At 43.5% G+C, this 16,489-nt stretch carries 15 protein-coding genes; 11 read left to right on the top strand and 4 right to left on the bottom strand.

Annotated features, from left to right (window positions below; all coding sequences use genetic code 11):
- Positions 1-104 precede the first annotated feature (104 nt).
- Both JCM16456_RS16605 and JCM16456_RS16610 read left to right on the top strand, forming a co-directional pair.
- Positions 105-2,099, top strand: a complete 1,995-nt coding sequence (locus tag JCM16456_RS16605) for a CocE/NonD family hydrolase (RefSeq protein ID WP_068716578.1) — start codon at positions 105-107, stop codon at positions 2,097-2,099.
- A 24-nt stretch (positions 2,100-2,123) separates the two neighbouring features.
- Positions 2,124-3,641, top strand: a complete 1,518-nt coding sequence (locus JCM16456_RS16610) for a BCCT family transporter (protein ID WP_068716580.1) — start codon at positions 2,124-2,126, stop codon at positions 3,639-3,641.
- A gap of 83 nt (positions 3,642-3,724) precedes the next feature.
- On the opposite strand, the gene JCM16456_RS16615 is transcribed toward JCM16456_RS16610, so the two are convergent.
- Both JCM16456_RS16615 and cysM read right to left on the bottom strand, forming a co-directional pair.
- Entirely contained in the window at positions 3,725-4,201 is a 477-nt protein-coding gene (locus JCM16456_RS16615) for a heme-degrading domain-containing protein (protein ID WP_068716582.1), read from the bottom strand.
- A gap of 312 nt (positions 4,202-4,513) precedes the next feature.
- Positions 4,514-5,395: a cysteine synthase CysM gene (gene cysM, locus JCM16456_RS16620; protein ID WP_068716584.1), complete on the bottom strand. Its 882-nt coding sequence runs from the start codon at positions 5,393-5,395 to the stop codon at positions 4,514-4,516.
- 247 nt (positions 5,396-5,642) lie between these two features.
- Between cysM and cysP the strand changes: the two genes are divergently transcribed.
- The 4 genes from cysP to JCM16456_RS16640 all read left to right on the top strand — a co-directional run bounded on the left by cysP (position 5,643) and on the right by JCM16456_RS16640 (position 9,590).
- Positions 5,643-6,653: a thiosulfate ABC transporter substrate-binding protein CysP gene (cysP, locus tag JCM16456_RS16625; RefSeq protein WP_068716586.1), complete on the top strand. Its 1,011-nt coding sequence runs from the start codon at positions 5,643-5,645 to the stop codon at positions 6,651-6,653.
- A gap of 75 nt (positions 6,654-6,728) precedes the next feature.
- Positions 6,729-7,583 (top strand): sulfate/thiosulfate ABC transporter permease CysT, encoded by an 855-nt coding sequence (gene cysT / locus JCM16456_RS16630; protein WP_068716588.1) that lies wholly within the window; start codon positions 6,729-6,731, stop codon positions 7,581-7,583.
- 10 nt (positions 7,584-7,593) lie between these two features.
- Positions 7,594-8,445, top strand: coding sequence for a sulfate ABC transporter permease subunit CysW (gene cysW / locus JCM16456_RS16635; protein ID WP_068716590.1), 852 nt, complete (start codon positions 7,594-7,596; stop codon positions 8,443-8,445).
- 11 nt (positions 8,446-8,456) lie between these two features.
- Positions 8,457-9,590 carry a sulfate/molybdate ABC transporter ATP-binding protein gene (locus JCM16456_RS16640; protein WP_068716592.1) on the top strand — a complete coding sequence of 378 codons (1,134 nt, stop codon included), beginning with the start codon at positions 8,457-8,459 and terminating at the stop codon, positions 9,588-9,590.
- A 131-nt stretch (positions 9,591-9,721) separates the two neighbouring features.
- On the opposite strand, the gene JCM16456_RS16645 is transcribed toward JCM16456_RS16640, so the two are convergent.
- Complete coding sequence (locus JCM16456_RS16645; RefSeq protein ID WP_068716594.1) at positions 9,722-9,994, bottom strand: hypothetical protein; 273 nt, start codon at positions 9,992-9,994, stop codon at positions 9,722-9,724.
- 480 nt (positions 9,995-10,474) lie between these two features.
- Between JCM16456_RS16645 and JCM16456_RS16650 the strand changes: the two genes are divergently transcribed.
- From JCM16456_RS16650 to JCM16456_RS16665, 4 genes are all read left to right on the top strand, one after another.
- Complete coding sequence (locus tag JCM16456_RS16650; protein WP_162266552.1) at positions 10,475-11,398, top strand: AEC family transporter; 924 nt, start codon at positions 10,475-10,477, stop codon at positions 11,396-11,398.
- Between the two features lie 397 nt (positions 11,399-11,795).
- Positions 11,796-12,695 (top strand): LysR family transcriptional regulator, encoded by a 900-nt coding sequence (locus tag JCM16456_RS16655; RefSeq protein ID WP_068716598.1) that lies wholly within the window; start codon positions 11,796-11,798, stop codon positions 12,693-12,695.
- A gap of 171 nt (positions 12,696-12,866) precedes the next feature.
- Positions 12,867-13,523, top strand: coding sequence for an NAD(P)-binding oxidoreductase (locus JCM16456_RS16660; RefSeq protein WP_068716600.1), 657 nt, complete (start codon positions 12,867-12,869; stop codon positions 13,521-13,523).
- 38 nt (positions 13,524-13,561) lie between these two features.
- Positions 13,562-13,906 (top strand): GFA family protein, encoded by a 345-nt coding sequence (locus JCM16456_RS16665; RefSeq protein WP_231894469.1) that lies wholly within the window; start codon positions 13,562-13,564, stop codon positions 13,904-13,906.
- A 46-nt stretch (positions 13,907-13,952) separates the two neighbouring features.
- On the opposite strand, the gene JCM16456_RS16670 is transcribed toward JCM16456_RS16665, so the two are convergent.
- On the bottom strand, positions 13,953-15,596 hold the full coding sequence (locus JCM16456_RS16670) for a peptide ABC transporter substrate-binding protein (protein ID WP_068716604.1): 1,644 nt from the start codon (positions 15,594-15,596) through the stop codon (positions 13,953-13,955).
- A gap of 134 nt (positions 15,597-15,730) precedes the next feature.
- Here JCM16456_RS16670 and mpaA point away from each other — a divergent pair, with 134 nt between their 5' ends.
- Positions 15,731-16,435, top strand: coding sequence for a murein tripeptide amidase MpaA (gene mpaA, locus JCM16456_RS16675; protein WP_068716606.1), 705 nt, complete (start codon positions 15,731-15,733; stop codon positions 16,433-16,435).
- Positions 16,436-16,489 lie beyond the last annotated feature (54 nt).

Below are 16,489 nucleotides of genomic sequence, written 5' to 3' on the forward strand. Positions count from 1 at the left end.
TATTTGAACTTTTAGTTCAGTTACTTTAACAAAATAGAGTTTTACTCTCAAATTGAGCGCCCTAATATAAAACGTTCATTTTTTTAATGATTGGACGCTTTTAGATGAACGATATTCATGAAATTCACCATGCAATGCTCACTCTACCCGATGGCACTCAGTTGGCCTATCGAGCATGGATGCCTAAAGACGCCGAACAAAACCCTGTCCCTGCAATTTTGGAGTTTTTGCCTTACCGTAAAAATGATGGAACCATTGTTCGTGATGAAATTACTATGCCTCAAACAGCTAAGCATGGGTACGCATGTATTCGGGTTGATATTCGAGGTTGCGGCGAATCTCAGGGGCTATTTGATGATGAGTACTCCGCTCAAGAATTACAAGATGGGCAAGATACCATTGCTTGGATTGCGTCTCAGCCTTGGTGTGATGGCAATGTCGGCATGGTAGGGATTTCTTGGGGAGGATTTAACTCTCTCATGTTAGCTGCGCTTAACCCGCCAGCATTGAAAGCGATTATTACACAATGTTCTACGGATGACCGTTATCGCGATGACATTCACTTTATGGGGGGCTGCCTATTAAATGACAATTTAGATTGGGCATCATTCTTTTGGGCTTATGCTCAGGGGCGAGCTCCTGATAAAGCACTGGTTGGTGACGATTGGAAAAAACTGTGGCTTAAGCGGTTTGAGAACATGCCATTTTTGGCCAAGCCTTGGCTTACAGAGCAACTTCGTAACGATTATTGGAAGCATGCTTCAGTGTGTGAAGATTATTCTAATATTAAAATTCCAGTTTATGCGATGAGTGGATGGGCTGATAACTATCGTAATACGGTATTTAGTTTGCTGGCTAATTTGGATGGACCACGCAAAGGTCTTGTTGGTCCCTGGGCTCATAAATACCCAAATATTGCGTATCCAAACCCTAAAATGGATTACGTTAAAGAGTCAGTTCGCTGGTGGGATCGATGGTTAAAAGACATTAAAAACGGTATTGATGAAGAACCACAACTCACATACTACTTGCAAGATAGCGTACGTCCGCAGACGGATTATGATCATCGTCCGGGACAATGGATAAGTGAGCCGACATGGCCATCGCCACGCACTCATACCCTATCGTTCTATTTAGACGATGGGCGTTTGGTTCAGACTCTTAACCCGGCAGCGCCAAAACAATCAATTTGTTCACCTCAATCTACCGGACTTAATGGTGGGCGTCTATGTGTCGGTATTCGTCAAGACATGGAGCAACCCGCAGACCAGCGTGCAGACGATGCTGGTTCGTTAACCTTTGATACTGCACCATTAGCAGAGCCATTAGCGATAACTGGTCAGGTGCTGGCAAAGTTGAGGATCATGGTCGATAAGCCTACTGCGCAACTCGCTATTCGTGTATGTGATGTTCATCCCGATGGCGCATCAACTCGCATCAGTGTTGGCACTTGGAACTTAAATCATCAAGATAACCATTCCCGATTTGAACGGTTAGATAATGATAGGGCTTATGACGTTACAGTGCCTGTTAATAATGTTGCTTATTTAGTTCCTGCTGGACATCGTCTTCGTATTTCCATTTCTACGGCTTATTGGCCTTTGATTTGGCCATCTGCTGATCGACCAACTGTCACGCTTGACCCTGCAGGGTGTGAAGTTACGGTGCCCTCTCGTTCTGAATGGACCAGTGAAATTACGCCGCCTAGTTATGATAAACCTGTTAGCTATGCTGGCCAAAGTTTACGTCCATACGATAGCCAACGTGTTGTTCATCATGATTACAAAAGTGGGAAAGTGTGCTTAGAAACTACGGATGATTTCGGGCGTCAACATTTTGATTCTTGTGATACTGAGATCGATTTACGGATGAAGCAACTGCAAACCATTCACCCTGAAAACCCGTTATCTGCTGAATCAGAGCTGTTTTATGAACTAGATATGGGGCGTGAAGGTTGGTGGACTGGTCTTACAGCTCATTATCATATGCGATGTGACTATAACTTTTTTTATATCACTGCTCATTGGCAAGCCCTAGAAGACGATCAAGTGGTATTCGAAAAGCAATTTGAAGAAACCATTAAACGAACGGGTGTTTAATTTAACCAATAAGGGATTATTAGGATGTTGAAATCACTTCGACCGTTGGTCTTCTTTCCAACATTTTTGATATTAGTCGGTGCGTTGATATTTAGTTTGGTCGACCTAGACGAGTTTCTTCACTATACCAACTTAGCGAACGGATTTGTTCTAGAGCATTTTTCATGGCTGTTTAGTTTAGGTAGTTTCTATCTGCTGCTATTAATCGTGGTTACCTACTGTTCAAAGCTAGGGGATATTCGGATTGGAGGTGACAATGCAAAGCCTCGGATAGGGAAAATACGTTGGTTCATGATTGTATTGTGTACCACTTTGGCTGTTGGCGTGCTGTTTTGGACTACGGCCGAACCACTTTATCACCTGCATACGCCACCGAAGAGTTTAGGTATTGAGCCGAATAGTCCTAATGCGATTCTATTTGCGCTTTCAGCAATGTTTTTACATTGGGGGCCGACACCGTATGCTATTTATGCTGTTCCTGGGTTGATTTTTGCCTTGGCGTTTTACAATCTAAAAATGCCATTTTCGATCACCAGTTCACTTAAACCTGTGTTGGGTAATCTAGTGAATGGCAAGCGCGGTGACATCATCGATGCTTTGGCGCTGTACTCGTTGGTTGTTGGTATGGCCTCTTCGTTGGGAACTGGTGCTTTAACTCTGGTTGGTGGGATCAGTCAATTCTTACCAATCGAACGCAATGCATGGTCATTAGGCATTGTGATCGCCATTATTGTTGCGGTGTTCGTTTTCTCTGCCGCGAGTGGCTTAATCAAAGGAATTGCACGCCTTTCGATGGTGAACTTTTGGTTGTTAATTGCTCTGTTTACGTTTGTTTTTCTCTTTGGCCCAACTCAATATATTTTGGGTATTGGTGTGGAAGGGTTTGGGGCTTACCTAGAAAACTTCTTCCGATTAAGTTTGTTTACAGGGCAAGCTGCAAATGACCCTTGGCCACAATCATGGAGTGTTTTCTATTGGGCTGTATGGTTTGCATGGGCACCGATTACCGCAATGTTTTTAGGGAAAATAGCGCGCGGTTATACAGTGCGTGAGTTCATCATGGTGAATGTGATTTTACCTAGCTTGTTTATTCTACTTTGGATTGCGGTTTTTTCCGGTACAGCAATTTTCATGGACCAAAGTTCAGGTGGTGCTTTATATGCAATTTTAAACGAGGAGGGTATTGAACAACTCCTTTATCATATTTTTGGTAAGCTGCCATTAGGCCTAGTGTCCACCCTTATTCTGGTATTTGTCTCGTTTGTTTCGTATGTCACTGCAGCAGATTCAAGTACTGATGCCATTGGCGATTTATGTGTTAAGGATTTCAATTCTGAATCTCAAGATAATACAGGCATGGGAATCAAAGTTCTTTGGGGGGTATTGATTGGTTTGGTCTCTTGGATCATGGTCAGTACCGTAGGAGTATCAGGAGTTAAATCTTTGTCCAATTTAGGTGGGCTACCAGCAACACTGATTATCTTATGTTGTAGTGCAACTTTGATTAAGTGGATTAAAAAGCCAGAGCTATTGAGTCGTTAATTGTATGACTTCAAAAACCGTGAAGATCAATATTCACGGTTTTTCATTTTCGAAGCTCTGTTGTCCTGCAATGAGCTTGCGGTTCAATATTTGACGTGTTCCAACTCATGCTTAATCGCGGTAAGAGCCTCAGCAACGAGAGCGTGATCGTCTTCGGCGCTTAATGCGGATGTGGTAATGGTTCCGATAAGGCCGCTACCCTGAATGCGGATTGGGAAAGCGCCACCATGGGCACAATATGTTTGATTGTCTATGTGTGGCATTTCTTCAAAAATGCGCTGTTTAGATTGATTGTATAACGCCAGTTGATAACTGCTTTTGTTGTAGCGTAATACCGTGTTGCGCTTACGTTGCATCCAGTCTAAATGATCCGCACAGGTGCCTTGCATCGCGTATTGAAAAAGTGTTTGTCCAAAAGCATACACTTCAATCACCACCGCCTGTTGACGAGATTCTGCCAGCTCTTTGATTTTCAACCCTAGCTGCCAAGCTATGTCGTTATTGAAACGAGGCAGTTGCAATTGCTGTTCTTGTTCTATTACTTCATTTAACGTCATCATTCTTTGTTACCTAAACATGTGTGTGAACGTATTCATCACAGCCTTTATACCCAAGTAACCTCAAGATGCTGTTTCAACGAGAAGGTATTCGCTCATAGGCAAGGCACCGATTTGAATACATCGACTCTAACACAATAACTACAATCACTTAAGTGTTTGTAGTTTTTTCTATGTGAATGTGCCTGTTTTTTTGTGTTAAAAACGCTCAAAATAAAGAGTTTAATGACAAAAAAGCCACCCTAGATTCGGTGGCTTGCTTTTTCTTAATGCGGTTTTTGGCGGCTTAACAAGACGTTAAGTGGTTAACTTTACTTAAGAGAATAGACCAGATGAAAGGTAGCGATCACCACGGTCACAAATGATAGCGACCACAACAGAGCCGGGGTTTTGTCTTGCGATTTGTAGCGCCGCATAAACTGCACCACCAGAACTTACCCCCGCACTAATACCTTCTTCGCGAGCGAGTTCACGGGCGGTTTGTTTGGCGTCGGCTTCTTCTACATCAAGCACTTGGTCAACGCGAGCTGCATCAAAAATACCGGGCAGATACTCTTTGGGCCAGCGGCGAATTCCTGGAATTGAACTGCCTTCTGCTGGTTGTAAGCCGACAATTTGCACTGCTTCACTTTGCGATTTTAGATACTTAGAAACCCCCATTATTGTGCCAGTGGTGCCCATGCTGGAAACAAAGTGAGTGATAGTCCCTTCGGTTTGTTGCCAGATCTCTGGCCCTGTAGTTTTGAAATGGGCATCTGGGTTATCTGGGTTATTAAATTGGTCTAGCACTTTTCCTTTGCCCTCAGCTTGCATTTGCAAGGCGAGATCACGAGCAACTTCCATGCCTTCAACCAGAATCAGCTCTGCACCGTAAGCTTTCATGGAATCAACCCGTTCTTGGGTTGAATTCGACGGCATGATCAGAATCATCTTGTAGCCTTTGATTGCCGCTGCCATGGCTAAAGCAATACCCGTGTTACCGCTGGTGGCTTCGATGATGGTGTCACCTTGTTGAATTTCACCTCTTGCTTCGTCTTGTAGAATCATATTAAGCGCCGGACGATCTTTTACCGAGCCTGCTGGGTTGTTGCCTTCCAGCTTGACCAAAACGGTGCTAGTGGGTTCGGTATTTAATCGTTGCAGACGTACCAGAGGCGTGTTGCCAACAAAAGATTCAATGGAGGGAAATTGTGCCACGTTAGGGTTCCTTTATTCCGTTGTTAAGGGAGGGATGCAAAGCACCAATAATAAAGCGGTCGATCGTGAGAGTACACCCTGTCAGTGGCTTTAAATCCGAATTTTCCTAATCATTTGTTACTTAAGAATACAATTAATAAGCTGAAAATATTCCAAAAGGTTATATTGATTCGTTTTATTATTCTATTCATTTACCATAATCTATCTCTCTGTTATCGCACTATTTTACCGTGATCACGGAGTAATCATGAAAAGTCATTTTGCCAAATCCCTTTTAAGTGCAGTGTTATTTGCAGGAAGCATGACATCTGCTTTTGCTGCAGACCAAACTCTGCTCAACTCCTCTTATGATATTGCTCGTGAATTGTTCGCAAGCTATAACCCTGTGTTCCAAAAGCATTGGCAGGAAAAGACCGGTAAAACGGTGGAGATCAAGCAATCTCACGCAGGTTCATCGGCTCAAGCTCGTTCAATTCTGCAAGGGTTACGTGCTGATGTTGTGACGTTTAACCAAGTAACCGACGTGCAAATTCTGGCTGACCGTGGTCACCTCATTCCAGCTAACTGGAAAGAACTATTGCCAAACAGCAGCTCACCTTACTACTCCACAACGGCATTTTTGGTGCGTAAAGGTAATCCCAAACACATTCAAGACTGGGGCGATTTGGCTCGAGATGATGTCTCTTCCGTTTTCCCTAATCCAAAAACATCCGGTAATGGTCGTTATACTTACCTTGCTGCTTTGGGTTATGCGCAAAAAACCTTTGGTAAAGACAATATTGCTCAACAGGATTCATATCTCAAAACCTTCTTAAAACATGTGGCTGTGTTTGATACCGGCGGCCGCGGTGCCACTACTTCTTTTGTTGAGCGTGGTATCGGTGATGTGCTGATTACTTTCGAATCAGAAGTTAATAACATTCGCAATCAATACGGTGCGGATAAATACGAAGTTGTGGTACCTAAAACCTCAATTTTGGCAGAGTTTCCAGTCGCTGTGGTTGAGCGTAACGCAAAACGTAATGGCACATTGGATGTCGCAAAAGAGTATCTATCTTACCTATACAGTGAAGATGCGCAGCGTCTACTTGCGGGTTTCAACTACCGCGTGCACAACGACAAAGTCGTGAGCGAATTTGCCGATCATTTTCCTAAAGTGGAATTGCTGACCGTTGAGCAAATTGCTGGTAGTTGGAACAATGCAATGAAAACCGAATTTGCCAATGGCGGCCGTTTAGACCAATTGCAACGTCGCTAATTTATATTGGTTACCTTCCCCGCTTATGATCTTAAGCGGGGATATTTTATTCTTTGGTATAGAAAAAGAGTGATTATGAGTCAATCCATTTCATCAGCCTCCCGCCCTAAAACGATGCGAGTGTTACCTGGGTTTGGGTTGAGCCTTGGGATTTCACTGCTGTTTGTTAGTTTAATTTTACTTCTTCCCATCACAGGACTGATTGCCCAAACCAGTCAGATGACGTGGTCGGAATATTGGTTTGTCATTTCCGACCCTCGAGTGGTTGCCAGTTATAAAGTGACTGTGTGGGGCGCGTTAATTGCTTCTGTATTTAACGGCTTCTTTGGTTTGTTATTGGCTTGGGTTCTTGTACGTTACGATTTCCCTGGCAAACGTCTATTAGATTCGTTGGTTGATTTACCTTTTGCTTTGCCAACGGCGGTGGCTGGGATCACGCTTGCAACTCTTTATTCAGCCAATGGCCCTTTAGGGCAGATGCTTGCAGCGATTGGCATCAAGGTCGCCTACACGCCACTTGGTATTATCGTGGCCATGGCGTTTACCAGTATTCCGTTTGTGGTTCGCACTGTGCAGCCTGTTCTTGAAGAACTCTCTATCGAGGAAGAAGAAGCAGGAATGACGTTGGGCGCTTCCGATTGGCAGGTATTTCGCCGTGTTATTTTCCCGTCTTTGTGGCCCGCTTTGCTGGTGGGGGTTGCACTGTCATTTACCCGTAGCCTTGGAGAGTTCGGTGCAGTTATTTTCCTTGCGGGCAACATGCCTTACGTCAGTGAAATTACCTCGCTAATGATCTTTGTTAAGCTCCAAGAGTTTGATTTTGCGGGCGCTAGTGCCATCGCTTCTGTAGTTCTGATGGCATCTCTCCTGTTGCTGTTTGCTATAAACTTGTGGCAGGGACGCTACCTGCGTCGGATTCATGGGCGTTAGGAGAGTAAAAATGAAGACCTTTTCTGTTCAGCGTGTGGGCGATAAACCTGTTGTTAAATGGACTTTGATAGCGCTTGCGTTAGTGCTCTCCTTTGTCCTGTTACTATTGCCCCTGTTAAGCATTTTTCAGCACGCTTTTTCCAGTGGATTTGCTGCTTATATTGATAATTTATCTGATCCCGATACGCGTAAGGCGATATTGCTAACGTTATTGGTGGCGGTCTTGACTGTTCCGGTCAATTTGGTGTTTGGTGTTTTGCTTGCATGGGCTGTAACGCGCTTTGAATTTGCTGGTCGCAAGGCTCTTATCACTCTGATCGATATCCCATTCGCCGTTTCTCCCGTCGTGGCGGGTTTACTCTACCTGTTACTGTATGGCAGCAGCGGTTGGCTAGGGGAGTGGATGTTTGAACACGACATCCAAATCATGTTCGCATGGCCGGGGATTGTACTGGTGACGGTATTTGTAACGTGTCCGTTTGTTGCTCGTGAATTGATTCCACTGATGCAACAACAAGGACGTTCCGACGAAGAAGCTGCCGTGATTTTAGGCGCTTCATGGTGGCAACTGTTTCGTAAAGTCACCTTACCTAATATTAAATGGGCGTTGATTTATGGCGTTATCCTAACGAATGCTCGTGCGGTTGGAGAATTTGGTGCCGTATCGGTGGTCTCTGGGCATATTCGTGGCGAAACCAACACATTGCCACTGCATGTGCAGCTTTTGTACGAGGATTATCAATCAGAAGCAGCGTTTGCCAGCGCATCACTGCTGGCCTTCATTGCCTTAATTACCCTAGGTTTAAAGACCTTTGTTGAATGGCGTCAACAGCGCGCCAAACTTGTCGATAACGAAAATTAAGTAGTGGCACCATGAGCATTTCAATTGAGAATCTTTCAAAAACGTTCGGTCAGTTTCAGGCGTTAACCCCATTATCGCTTGATATTCATGATGGTGAAATGATCGGCTTATTGGGGCCATCTGGCTCAGGTAAAACCACGTTATTACGTATTATTGCCGGTCTTGAGCACGCGAATTCAGGTACGATTAAATTCGGTGACCGTGATGTGACTAATCTGCATGTGCGCGATCGCCGAGTGGGTTTTGTCTTTCAAAACTATGCGCTGTTTCGTCACATGACGATTGAAGATAACGTCGCCTTTGGGCTACGTGTTATGGAACGCAAACAGCGTTTAAGCAATCAAGAGATCAATAAACGTGTGGCAGACTTGCTTGACATTGTTCAGTTAGGTCATGTGGCAAAACGTTATCCCGAGCAACTGTCCGGTGGGCAAAAACAACGTATTTCTCTAGCTAGGGCGTTAGCGACGCAGCCGGAAGTGTTATTGTTGGACGAACCTTTTGGCGCTTTGGATGCAAAAGTGCGTAAAGAGTTACGCCGTTGGCTACGCAGTTTGCATGATGAACTGAACTTTACTAGCGTGTTTGTAACCCATGACCAAGATGAAGCGATGGAATTATCAGATCGTGTGGTGGTGGTGAGTAATGGTCGCATTGAGCAAGTCGATACACCTGCACGTTTGTATGACCAGCCTAATAGCCGCTTTGTATTTGATTTCTTGGGTGGCGTGAACGTGTTTAAAGGTGAATGGGACAATGCAGAGCACTGGAGTAATGGTTCAGCTTTCATTACTCCCCATGATCAAGCGTCATTTAAGCACACTGGACTACTGTATGTTCGCAGTCATGAATTGACGCTTTCTGATAAAGAAAACCAACAAGCATCGTTGCCTGGTAAAGTGATGTCAGTAACGCCCATTGGCGCAGAGGTTCGGGTTGAAGTGGCACCAGTGGGTTGGGAGTCTGATGAATATTGGGAAGTCAGACTTTCCCATCGCCATTTTGATACTCACCAAATTAAGCGCGGCGATAGGGTGTATATGGTTCCTCAGGCTGGTTATTTCTTTGCTGAAAACACTCACCAAAACCCACATAAACTGTCGTGGCCGTTCTTAGAGCGCGATGCGGTGATGTTTGAAATTTAATTGAATCAATATACCCCAATAGCGTCTTGAGGTTACTTGAGTATAAAAACGCCCTTTCATTTTGGAAAATGAAAGGGCGTTTATTCAAATGGGTAGTTAAATCAACAGGCTATAGGTGTTGGCTGTTGGTTCTAATGCAGCACTCGCTCAGGAACCAAAGTAACACGAAACTGAGCCACAACATCTTTAATGAAATGGGCAGTGTATTCAATATTGATACTAATAGAACGCCAGCAAATATCGGTTATCAAGTCTTGCAGTTTCTTCTCTCTTAGGTGAAACCTTTTTATATCCGCTTCAGTTAACTGGTTTACTTCATCCTCAAACAGCAGGATGAAATCATTTAGCGCAGGCAATTCTTGCTTTGCCATAACGATAAAAGCTGAGACATCATCTCTAAACATGCTGAACCCTTACTGTGCGGTATTTATTAACCTGTAGTTTGACTCTAATTATTGTTACTATTTTGTGAAAATCTATAAAAAGCTCAATATACAGCACAACATTTGGTACTGTGTCACACTCTTACACTTGGACAACTGCAGGTTAAATTTGGTTCTCAAAAGTGGTATGAATTTTATCAATAACCCTATTTAAAGTGTCTCTATTTAAGTGATTATTTTATCCATGAATCCCAAATTCATTACAAAGTGCTGGTTGAGCGAGAATGTGCTGAGGTTCTCTTAAGTCTCGAATCTTCCTCTGAAGTTCAACTGTATTTAGTCGATATAACTAGATATTTGCATTTTGTGTGCACATACTGCCATTTATATGCACTATATAACGAGATGTGAATAGAATGGCGTTGCTCATAATTTTTATTCCATTAGTAGATATGAGCGTTAATGTATAATGGTGTCTTGGTTTTACACAGGCAAGGTATCATGGCTATCAGCATTATTATCAATCAAATTATTGTGTTATTTCTTCTCATGGGTCTAGGCTACGGGCTAGTCAAATACAAAGTATTGGACAAAACGATCTGTGATCGACTGACGTGGTTGTTGTGTTATGTCGTGATGCCTTGTTTGATTTTTAATGCGTTTCAAATTCCCTTTACCGATGAACTTTGGCACAACTTTACCCTAATGGCTGGCTTAACGGTTGGCATTCACCTGCTTTACATTGTGTTAAGCAAGCTATTACTTAATGGGCAGCATTTAAAGAAAAAGGCCATCGCCGAACAAATTCAATTTACTGCCGTTTACTCCAATTGCGGCTTTATGGGGTTACCTTTGGTGATGGCTTTGGTTGGAAGCGCTGGGGCATTTTATGGTTCGGTTTATATTGCCGTAAATGGTCTTTTTGTTTGGACGCATGGTTTGCTTACCTATTCGGGTCGTTTTGACCGTAAAGCCCTTATCAACGTCTTAACCAATCCAAACACCATAGCTTCTGTTGTCGGTTGTTTGTTCTTTCTCTTTTCTATTCGATTACCAGCACCGATTCATTCTGCTTTAGGGCACGTTGGTGGGATGAATACCGCACTTTCGATGATTTTGGTGGGAGCGGCAATGGCGCAAGTCGAAATTCGTAAAATCTGGGTGAGCAGTTATGCGTGGTTAAGTGTTTTTATGCGTAATTTGTTGTTTCCGGGTATTGTACTGATTGCGTTATTTTCACTTAACATTCACGGTAATCTCCTGATTATTGCTGTTGCATTGAGTGCCTGCCCTGTGGCTGGTATGTCAGTACTCTTTGCCCAATTAACAGGTAAAGATACGGATTTCCCATGCAAAAGCCTTACTTTGTCGACCATTGCCAGCTTGGTGACACTGCCATTGATGCTTTCATTGGCATCAATGTAAATACCCATCGAGGGCGCCATTAGCTAGGTTTAATTTATGAATTATCGTTATTCTAATAATGAACTATACTCATAAATAATCTGAGTAATGATTGATATCTATATAATAATCATAAGGTTACATGGGGTTCTTTTTGGTAAGTTCAGTATTTATCGTAAAGATGGCGAAAATGTCAGCAGTAATACGCTATTTTGTCGATAGTGTGATTTTGGCGTCGCTTTAAGTTTCGTTAATATACCCATTTCCGTGCTCAATTACGTTGAAAGGAAATGGCCTTCCTTCCGTTATTGAACTCGACTTGTGCTCGTTGCTCGTTGCTCGTTGATGAAGCTCTGAGCTCTACATCTTGAGATCATCTGGGTATTTGCATAAGTCGAACGAATATTAGGTCATTGTTATGGCAAGAGAAAATTATAGTGACATCATCGCTTTTATTGCTGTGGCGCGCGAAAGTAGTTTCACTCGCGCTGCAGCGAAACTTGGCGTGTCTCAATCTGCATTAAGTCATACTATTCGAGCGCTAGAAACACGACTCGGTGTTCGGTTATTAATGCGTACGACTCGTAGTGTGTCCTTAACCGAGGCTGGTAAAACCTTATTTGATGATGTCGCTGATATGTTTACGGCGATTGACTCAAGCATCGCTTCGGTGAGTGACTGGCGAGAGAATCCAACAGGGACGATTCGTATAACGGCTAATGATCATGCTGCTGATACGTTGTTATGGCCGCGCTTGGCTCCTTTATTAGCGCGTTATCCCGATATTAAACTCGAGATTAATATTGACTATGGTTTGACCAATATTGTTGAGCAGCGGTTTGATATAGGGGTTCGTATTGGTGATCAAATCGCAAAAGATATGATTGCGGTGAAAATTGGCCCTGATATGAGCATGGCGGTAGTGGGTTCTCCAGGTTATTTTGCCAAACATCCTCAACCAGAGGCGCCAGCTGATTTAGTCCATCATCAGTGCATTAATTTGCGGCTACAAAGTCATGGCGGGCTTTACGCTTGGGAGTTTGATAATGGTGATACTCAGGTCAATGTTCATGTCGAAGGTCAACTGACTTTTAATACCACCAACCAAATGCTTCAAGGTGCCTTGGATGGTTTTGGGTTAGCTTATGTACCTGACGACATCGTTAAAGAGCATGTTGCGCAGGGAAGGCTCGTTCGAGTGCTAACAGATTGGTGCGAGCCTTTTCCGGGCTATCATATTTACTATCCTAATCGGCGTCAGTCATCAGCAGCGTTCAATTTGGTTGTGGATACGCTTCGTTATTCTGCCAATGTGTAATGTCTCTCTGCGGTAGGGTAAGGGGACAGAATTTGTACCTGATCCATAAAAAATATGCCTTAAATATGAATGAATTGCTCTTATCTTCAGCCTTAGGTACGGTAACGGTGTATGCTTAAAGGAGCATAAATCCTTGGTGTCATTTGGGTATATATATGGATAGGAGAATCTATGAGCTCGGTGTTTGTAATTGGAGCTGCTGGTAAAGTAGGGCATTGGCTTGTGCCAAAGTTGGTCGCAAATCAGCACAAAGTGATGGGCATGTGTCGTCTCTCAGAGCAAAGTGAGCAGTTACTTGAATGCGGCGCTCACCCGGTGAAAGGCGATCTGCTAGAGCTGGATGTGAATAGTTTGGCTACCTTAATGAAAGGGAGCGATTGCGCAATCTTTACTGCCGGAGCTGGTGGTAGAGGGGGCGAAGAGATGACAAACGCCATTGATGGGCGAGGTTTGGAGTTGGCAGTTGATGCAGCTATACAAGCTGGTGTATCGAGATTCTTGTTGGTGTCAGCGTTTCCAGAGGCGGGAAGAGCTAACTTTATCTCTGAGACATTTGAAAACTATATGCGAGTGAAAAAATTGGCGGATGTTTATCTTGCTGAATCGAGCCTAAATTGGGTTATTCTTCGTCCCGGAACGTTAACCGATACATCGGGAAAAGGGTTGGTTAAAGCGGGCTTGGCGATACCTTATGGCAAAGTCTCTCGAGAAGATGTCGCGAGTATGTTAGTTGCTTTGGTTGAGCACACTCAGATCAATCGAATGATCATTGAGCTTACCGAGGGCGAAACTTATATCGAGCAGTCTATTCGTCAGCTAAATGGCTAATCTGATTAGATAGCCAAATTGGGTACGCAGGGAAATAGATGATGGAGCTAACATGTCATTGTGGAAACATCGAGTTGTTGTTATCTGCGGTGCCAACAGAAGCAAAAAAGTGTGATTGTTCTATTTGCCATCGGTATGGTGCACTCTGGAGTTACTTTCCTAAAAGTGAAGTCACCATCACAGCGCATGTGCAATCGACCCAAGGTTATATCTGGGGCGACAAAGAAGCAGAGTTTATGCACTGTCCTATTTGCGGCTGTGTGACTCATTATGAAACTACTGAACGTTGTGATAGTCAGTTTATCGTGGTGAATATGAGTATGGCGGATATTGAAGTCATTGAAGACTTACAGATTACATATAAAGCAGATAGAAAGAGTTAAGGGAAAGCGTGCGCTTTCCCTTATTTATTCTTCACGACAATCCGTTTTACTTGGTGAATTGAGTTTTTGCTTTGATATAGAGATTTTTGGAGTAAATTTTCCCCTCAGCGTTGTGCATAGGGAAGCCTCCGACGGTCGGGCGAACCAGTCTTGGTTGCATGTAGTAGTAAATTGGTGCGATAGGCATGTCTTTGCTTAATAGTGCTTCAGCATGATCGTTGGAATGATTACGTTCACCCACATCTGTCGCTTTCTGCGCTTTGTTTATTGTGGCGTCGTACTCCGAATTTTTGTAAAAAGCGTAGTTGCGTTCATTATCGGTAGTAAAAAGATTCAAGAACGTCGAGGCTTCGTTGTAATCGCCACACCATGAGGCACGCATAATATCGAAATTGCCTGATTTTCGAGATGATAGATAAGACTTCCATTCTTGATTTTCTAAAGTGATATCTGCACCTAATGTCTTCTTCCACATTGAAGCAATGGCTACGGCAATTGCTTTGTTACTTTCATTGGTGTTGTAGAGTAATGTTCCTTTCAAAGGATGTTTTTCATCAAAACCGGCCGCTTTAAGTAGCGTCTTGGCCTTTTCATCCCGTTGTGCTTGGGTCATCGTTGCATAAGCTGGTTGGGTTGCCTTGAATCCAGCAACATCTTTATGCGCAAAAGTGAAGGCAGGTATATTTCCCACATTGGTAATGCCATCTGTAATGACATTACGCATGATAGTGTAGGAGAGTGCTTGTCTTACTCTAGGATCATCAAAGGGTTTATGCTGGAGATTAAACGCGTAGTAATAGGTGCATAAAAGAGGCGTTACGCGATAATCCTGAGGATGATCTTGCTTTAATTTCGTCGCCATTGGCGCAGGAACATTAGAGGTAATATCGACTTCGCCAGTAAGATAACGATTCATCTCGGAGGTTTGGTTTTCAAATGGAATATAAACCACTTTGTTAATGACGGTATGGTCGTTATCCCAGTAATTTTTGTTACGTTTGAGTTCGATACGCTCGTTGATCACCCACTTAGTGAGTGTGTATGCACCATTGGATACCATATGTTCAGGACGCGCCCATTTTTCACCGAATTTTTTTATCGCGGCTTCAGGTACTGGCATCATCGCTGTATGTCCGGTCATTGCGATAAAGTAGGGGACTGGCTTATCTAAGGTAAACTGCAACGTTTGAGGATCAAGTGCTGTGACGCCAAGGGTATCAACAGGTTTCTTGCCTGAAATAATATCTGCTGCATTTTCTATCGATGCCAATTTTAGGTACCAAGCATTAGGCGATGCCGATGCAGGATTTGCGACTCTTCTTAATGCATAAACGAAATCTTGGGCGGTGACTGGCGTTCCATCAGACCATTTTGCGTTTTTGCGTAAATAGAAGGTATAAACTTGGTTGTCCTTGTTTTCCCAACGAGATGCGACACCTGGTACCACTTTCCCATTTTCATCTTGTATCACTAGGCCTTCAAATAAGTCGCGGATAATGTGCATTTCTGTCAACCCTTCGGCCTTCATAGGGTCAAGAGTGGCTGCTTCAGCGTCATTACCTCGAACAATGGTTTGTTCTTTAGCTAAAATGGTATTCTCTGGAACATTGGCTGCTAAAGATGAGTAGCTGGCTAGGCTAGTTGAAAGAGCGACTAGTGTGGTAAAAGAAAGTTTGAGCTTGGGATTCATAACACGTCCTTGGCTGGGTAGGACCCAAAAATATGCATAGTGGGCATACTATACCCTGATATGACAATAAGTTGCAGCAGATCGGCTACGATTAATTGTCATTACATATCATTTGCGACATTAAGGAAGATGCCATGCGGCAATTGATTCATCGGACAGAAAGAGGTTTTTTTTATGATATGCCAACCCAATACGGACAGTCGGCGTTTGGGGCTCCATTGCTCTACTTTTCTGCAGGAAAAGTAACGGAGAGTACGGGGCTAATTTTGGCAGGCACACATGGTGATGAAACCGCATCAATTGCACTTTTATCCGCGGCGCTGCGTTCGTTACCTAAAAAAGAGTTACGCCACCATGTGATTCTGTCAGTGAATCCAGATGGAAATCAACTTGGCACTCGCAGTAATGGGCGTGGAGTTGATTTGAACCGCAGCTTCCCAACGCAAAATTGGTCTGATGCTGGAACGGTATATCGATGGAATCAGCATGCTAATGAGCGCGATGTTAAACTCTTGACTGGTGAAACTGGAAAATTGGAACCAGAAACGCGTGCATTGATTGAACTTATCGATGAACTAAACCCTAATTTTGTCGTTAGTTTTCATGAACCATTAGCCTGTGTTGATTCGGCTGACCACTCACCATTAGGGCAGCAGCTGTCTGCGTGGTTTTCGTTGCCTTTAGTCGATAACGTTGGATACAGCACTCCGGGGTCGTTTGGTACTTGGTGTGATGAACGGCAATTATTGAATGTGACTATGGAGCTTCCTCCCATATCTGTTGATGAGGTGACTGAACGGTATCTTGATGCCACCTTAAAGTTACTAACGATGGAATAAATGAATAAGGAAGTTGCCCACAGACTCTGGGTATATAGTTTGTGGTGACTCGCA

The sequence above is a fragment of the Vibrio tritonius genome (genome assembly GCF_001547935.1).
In the GTDB taxonomy this organism is placed as follows: domain Bacteria; phylum Pseudomonadota; class Gammaproteobacteria; order Enterobacterales; family Vibrionaceae; genus Vibrio; species Vibrio tritonius.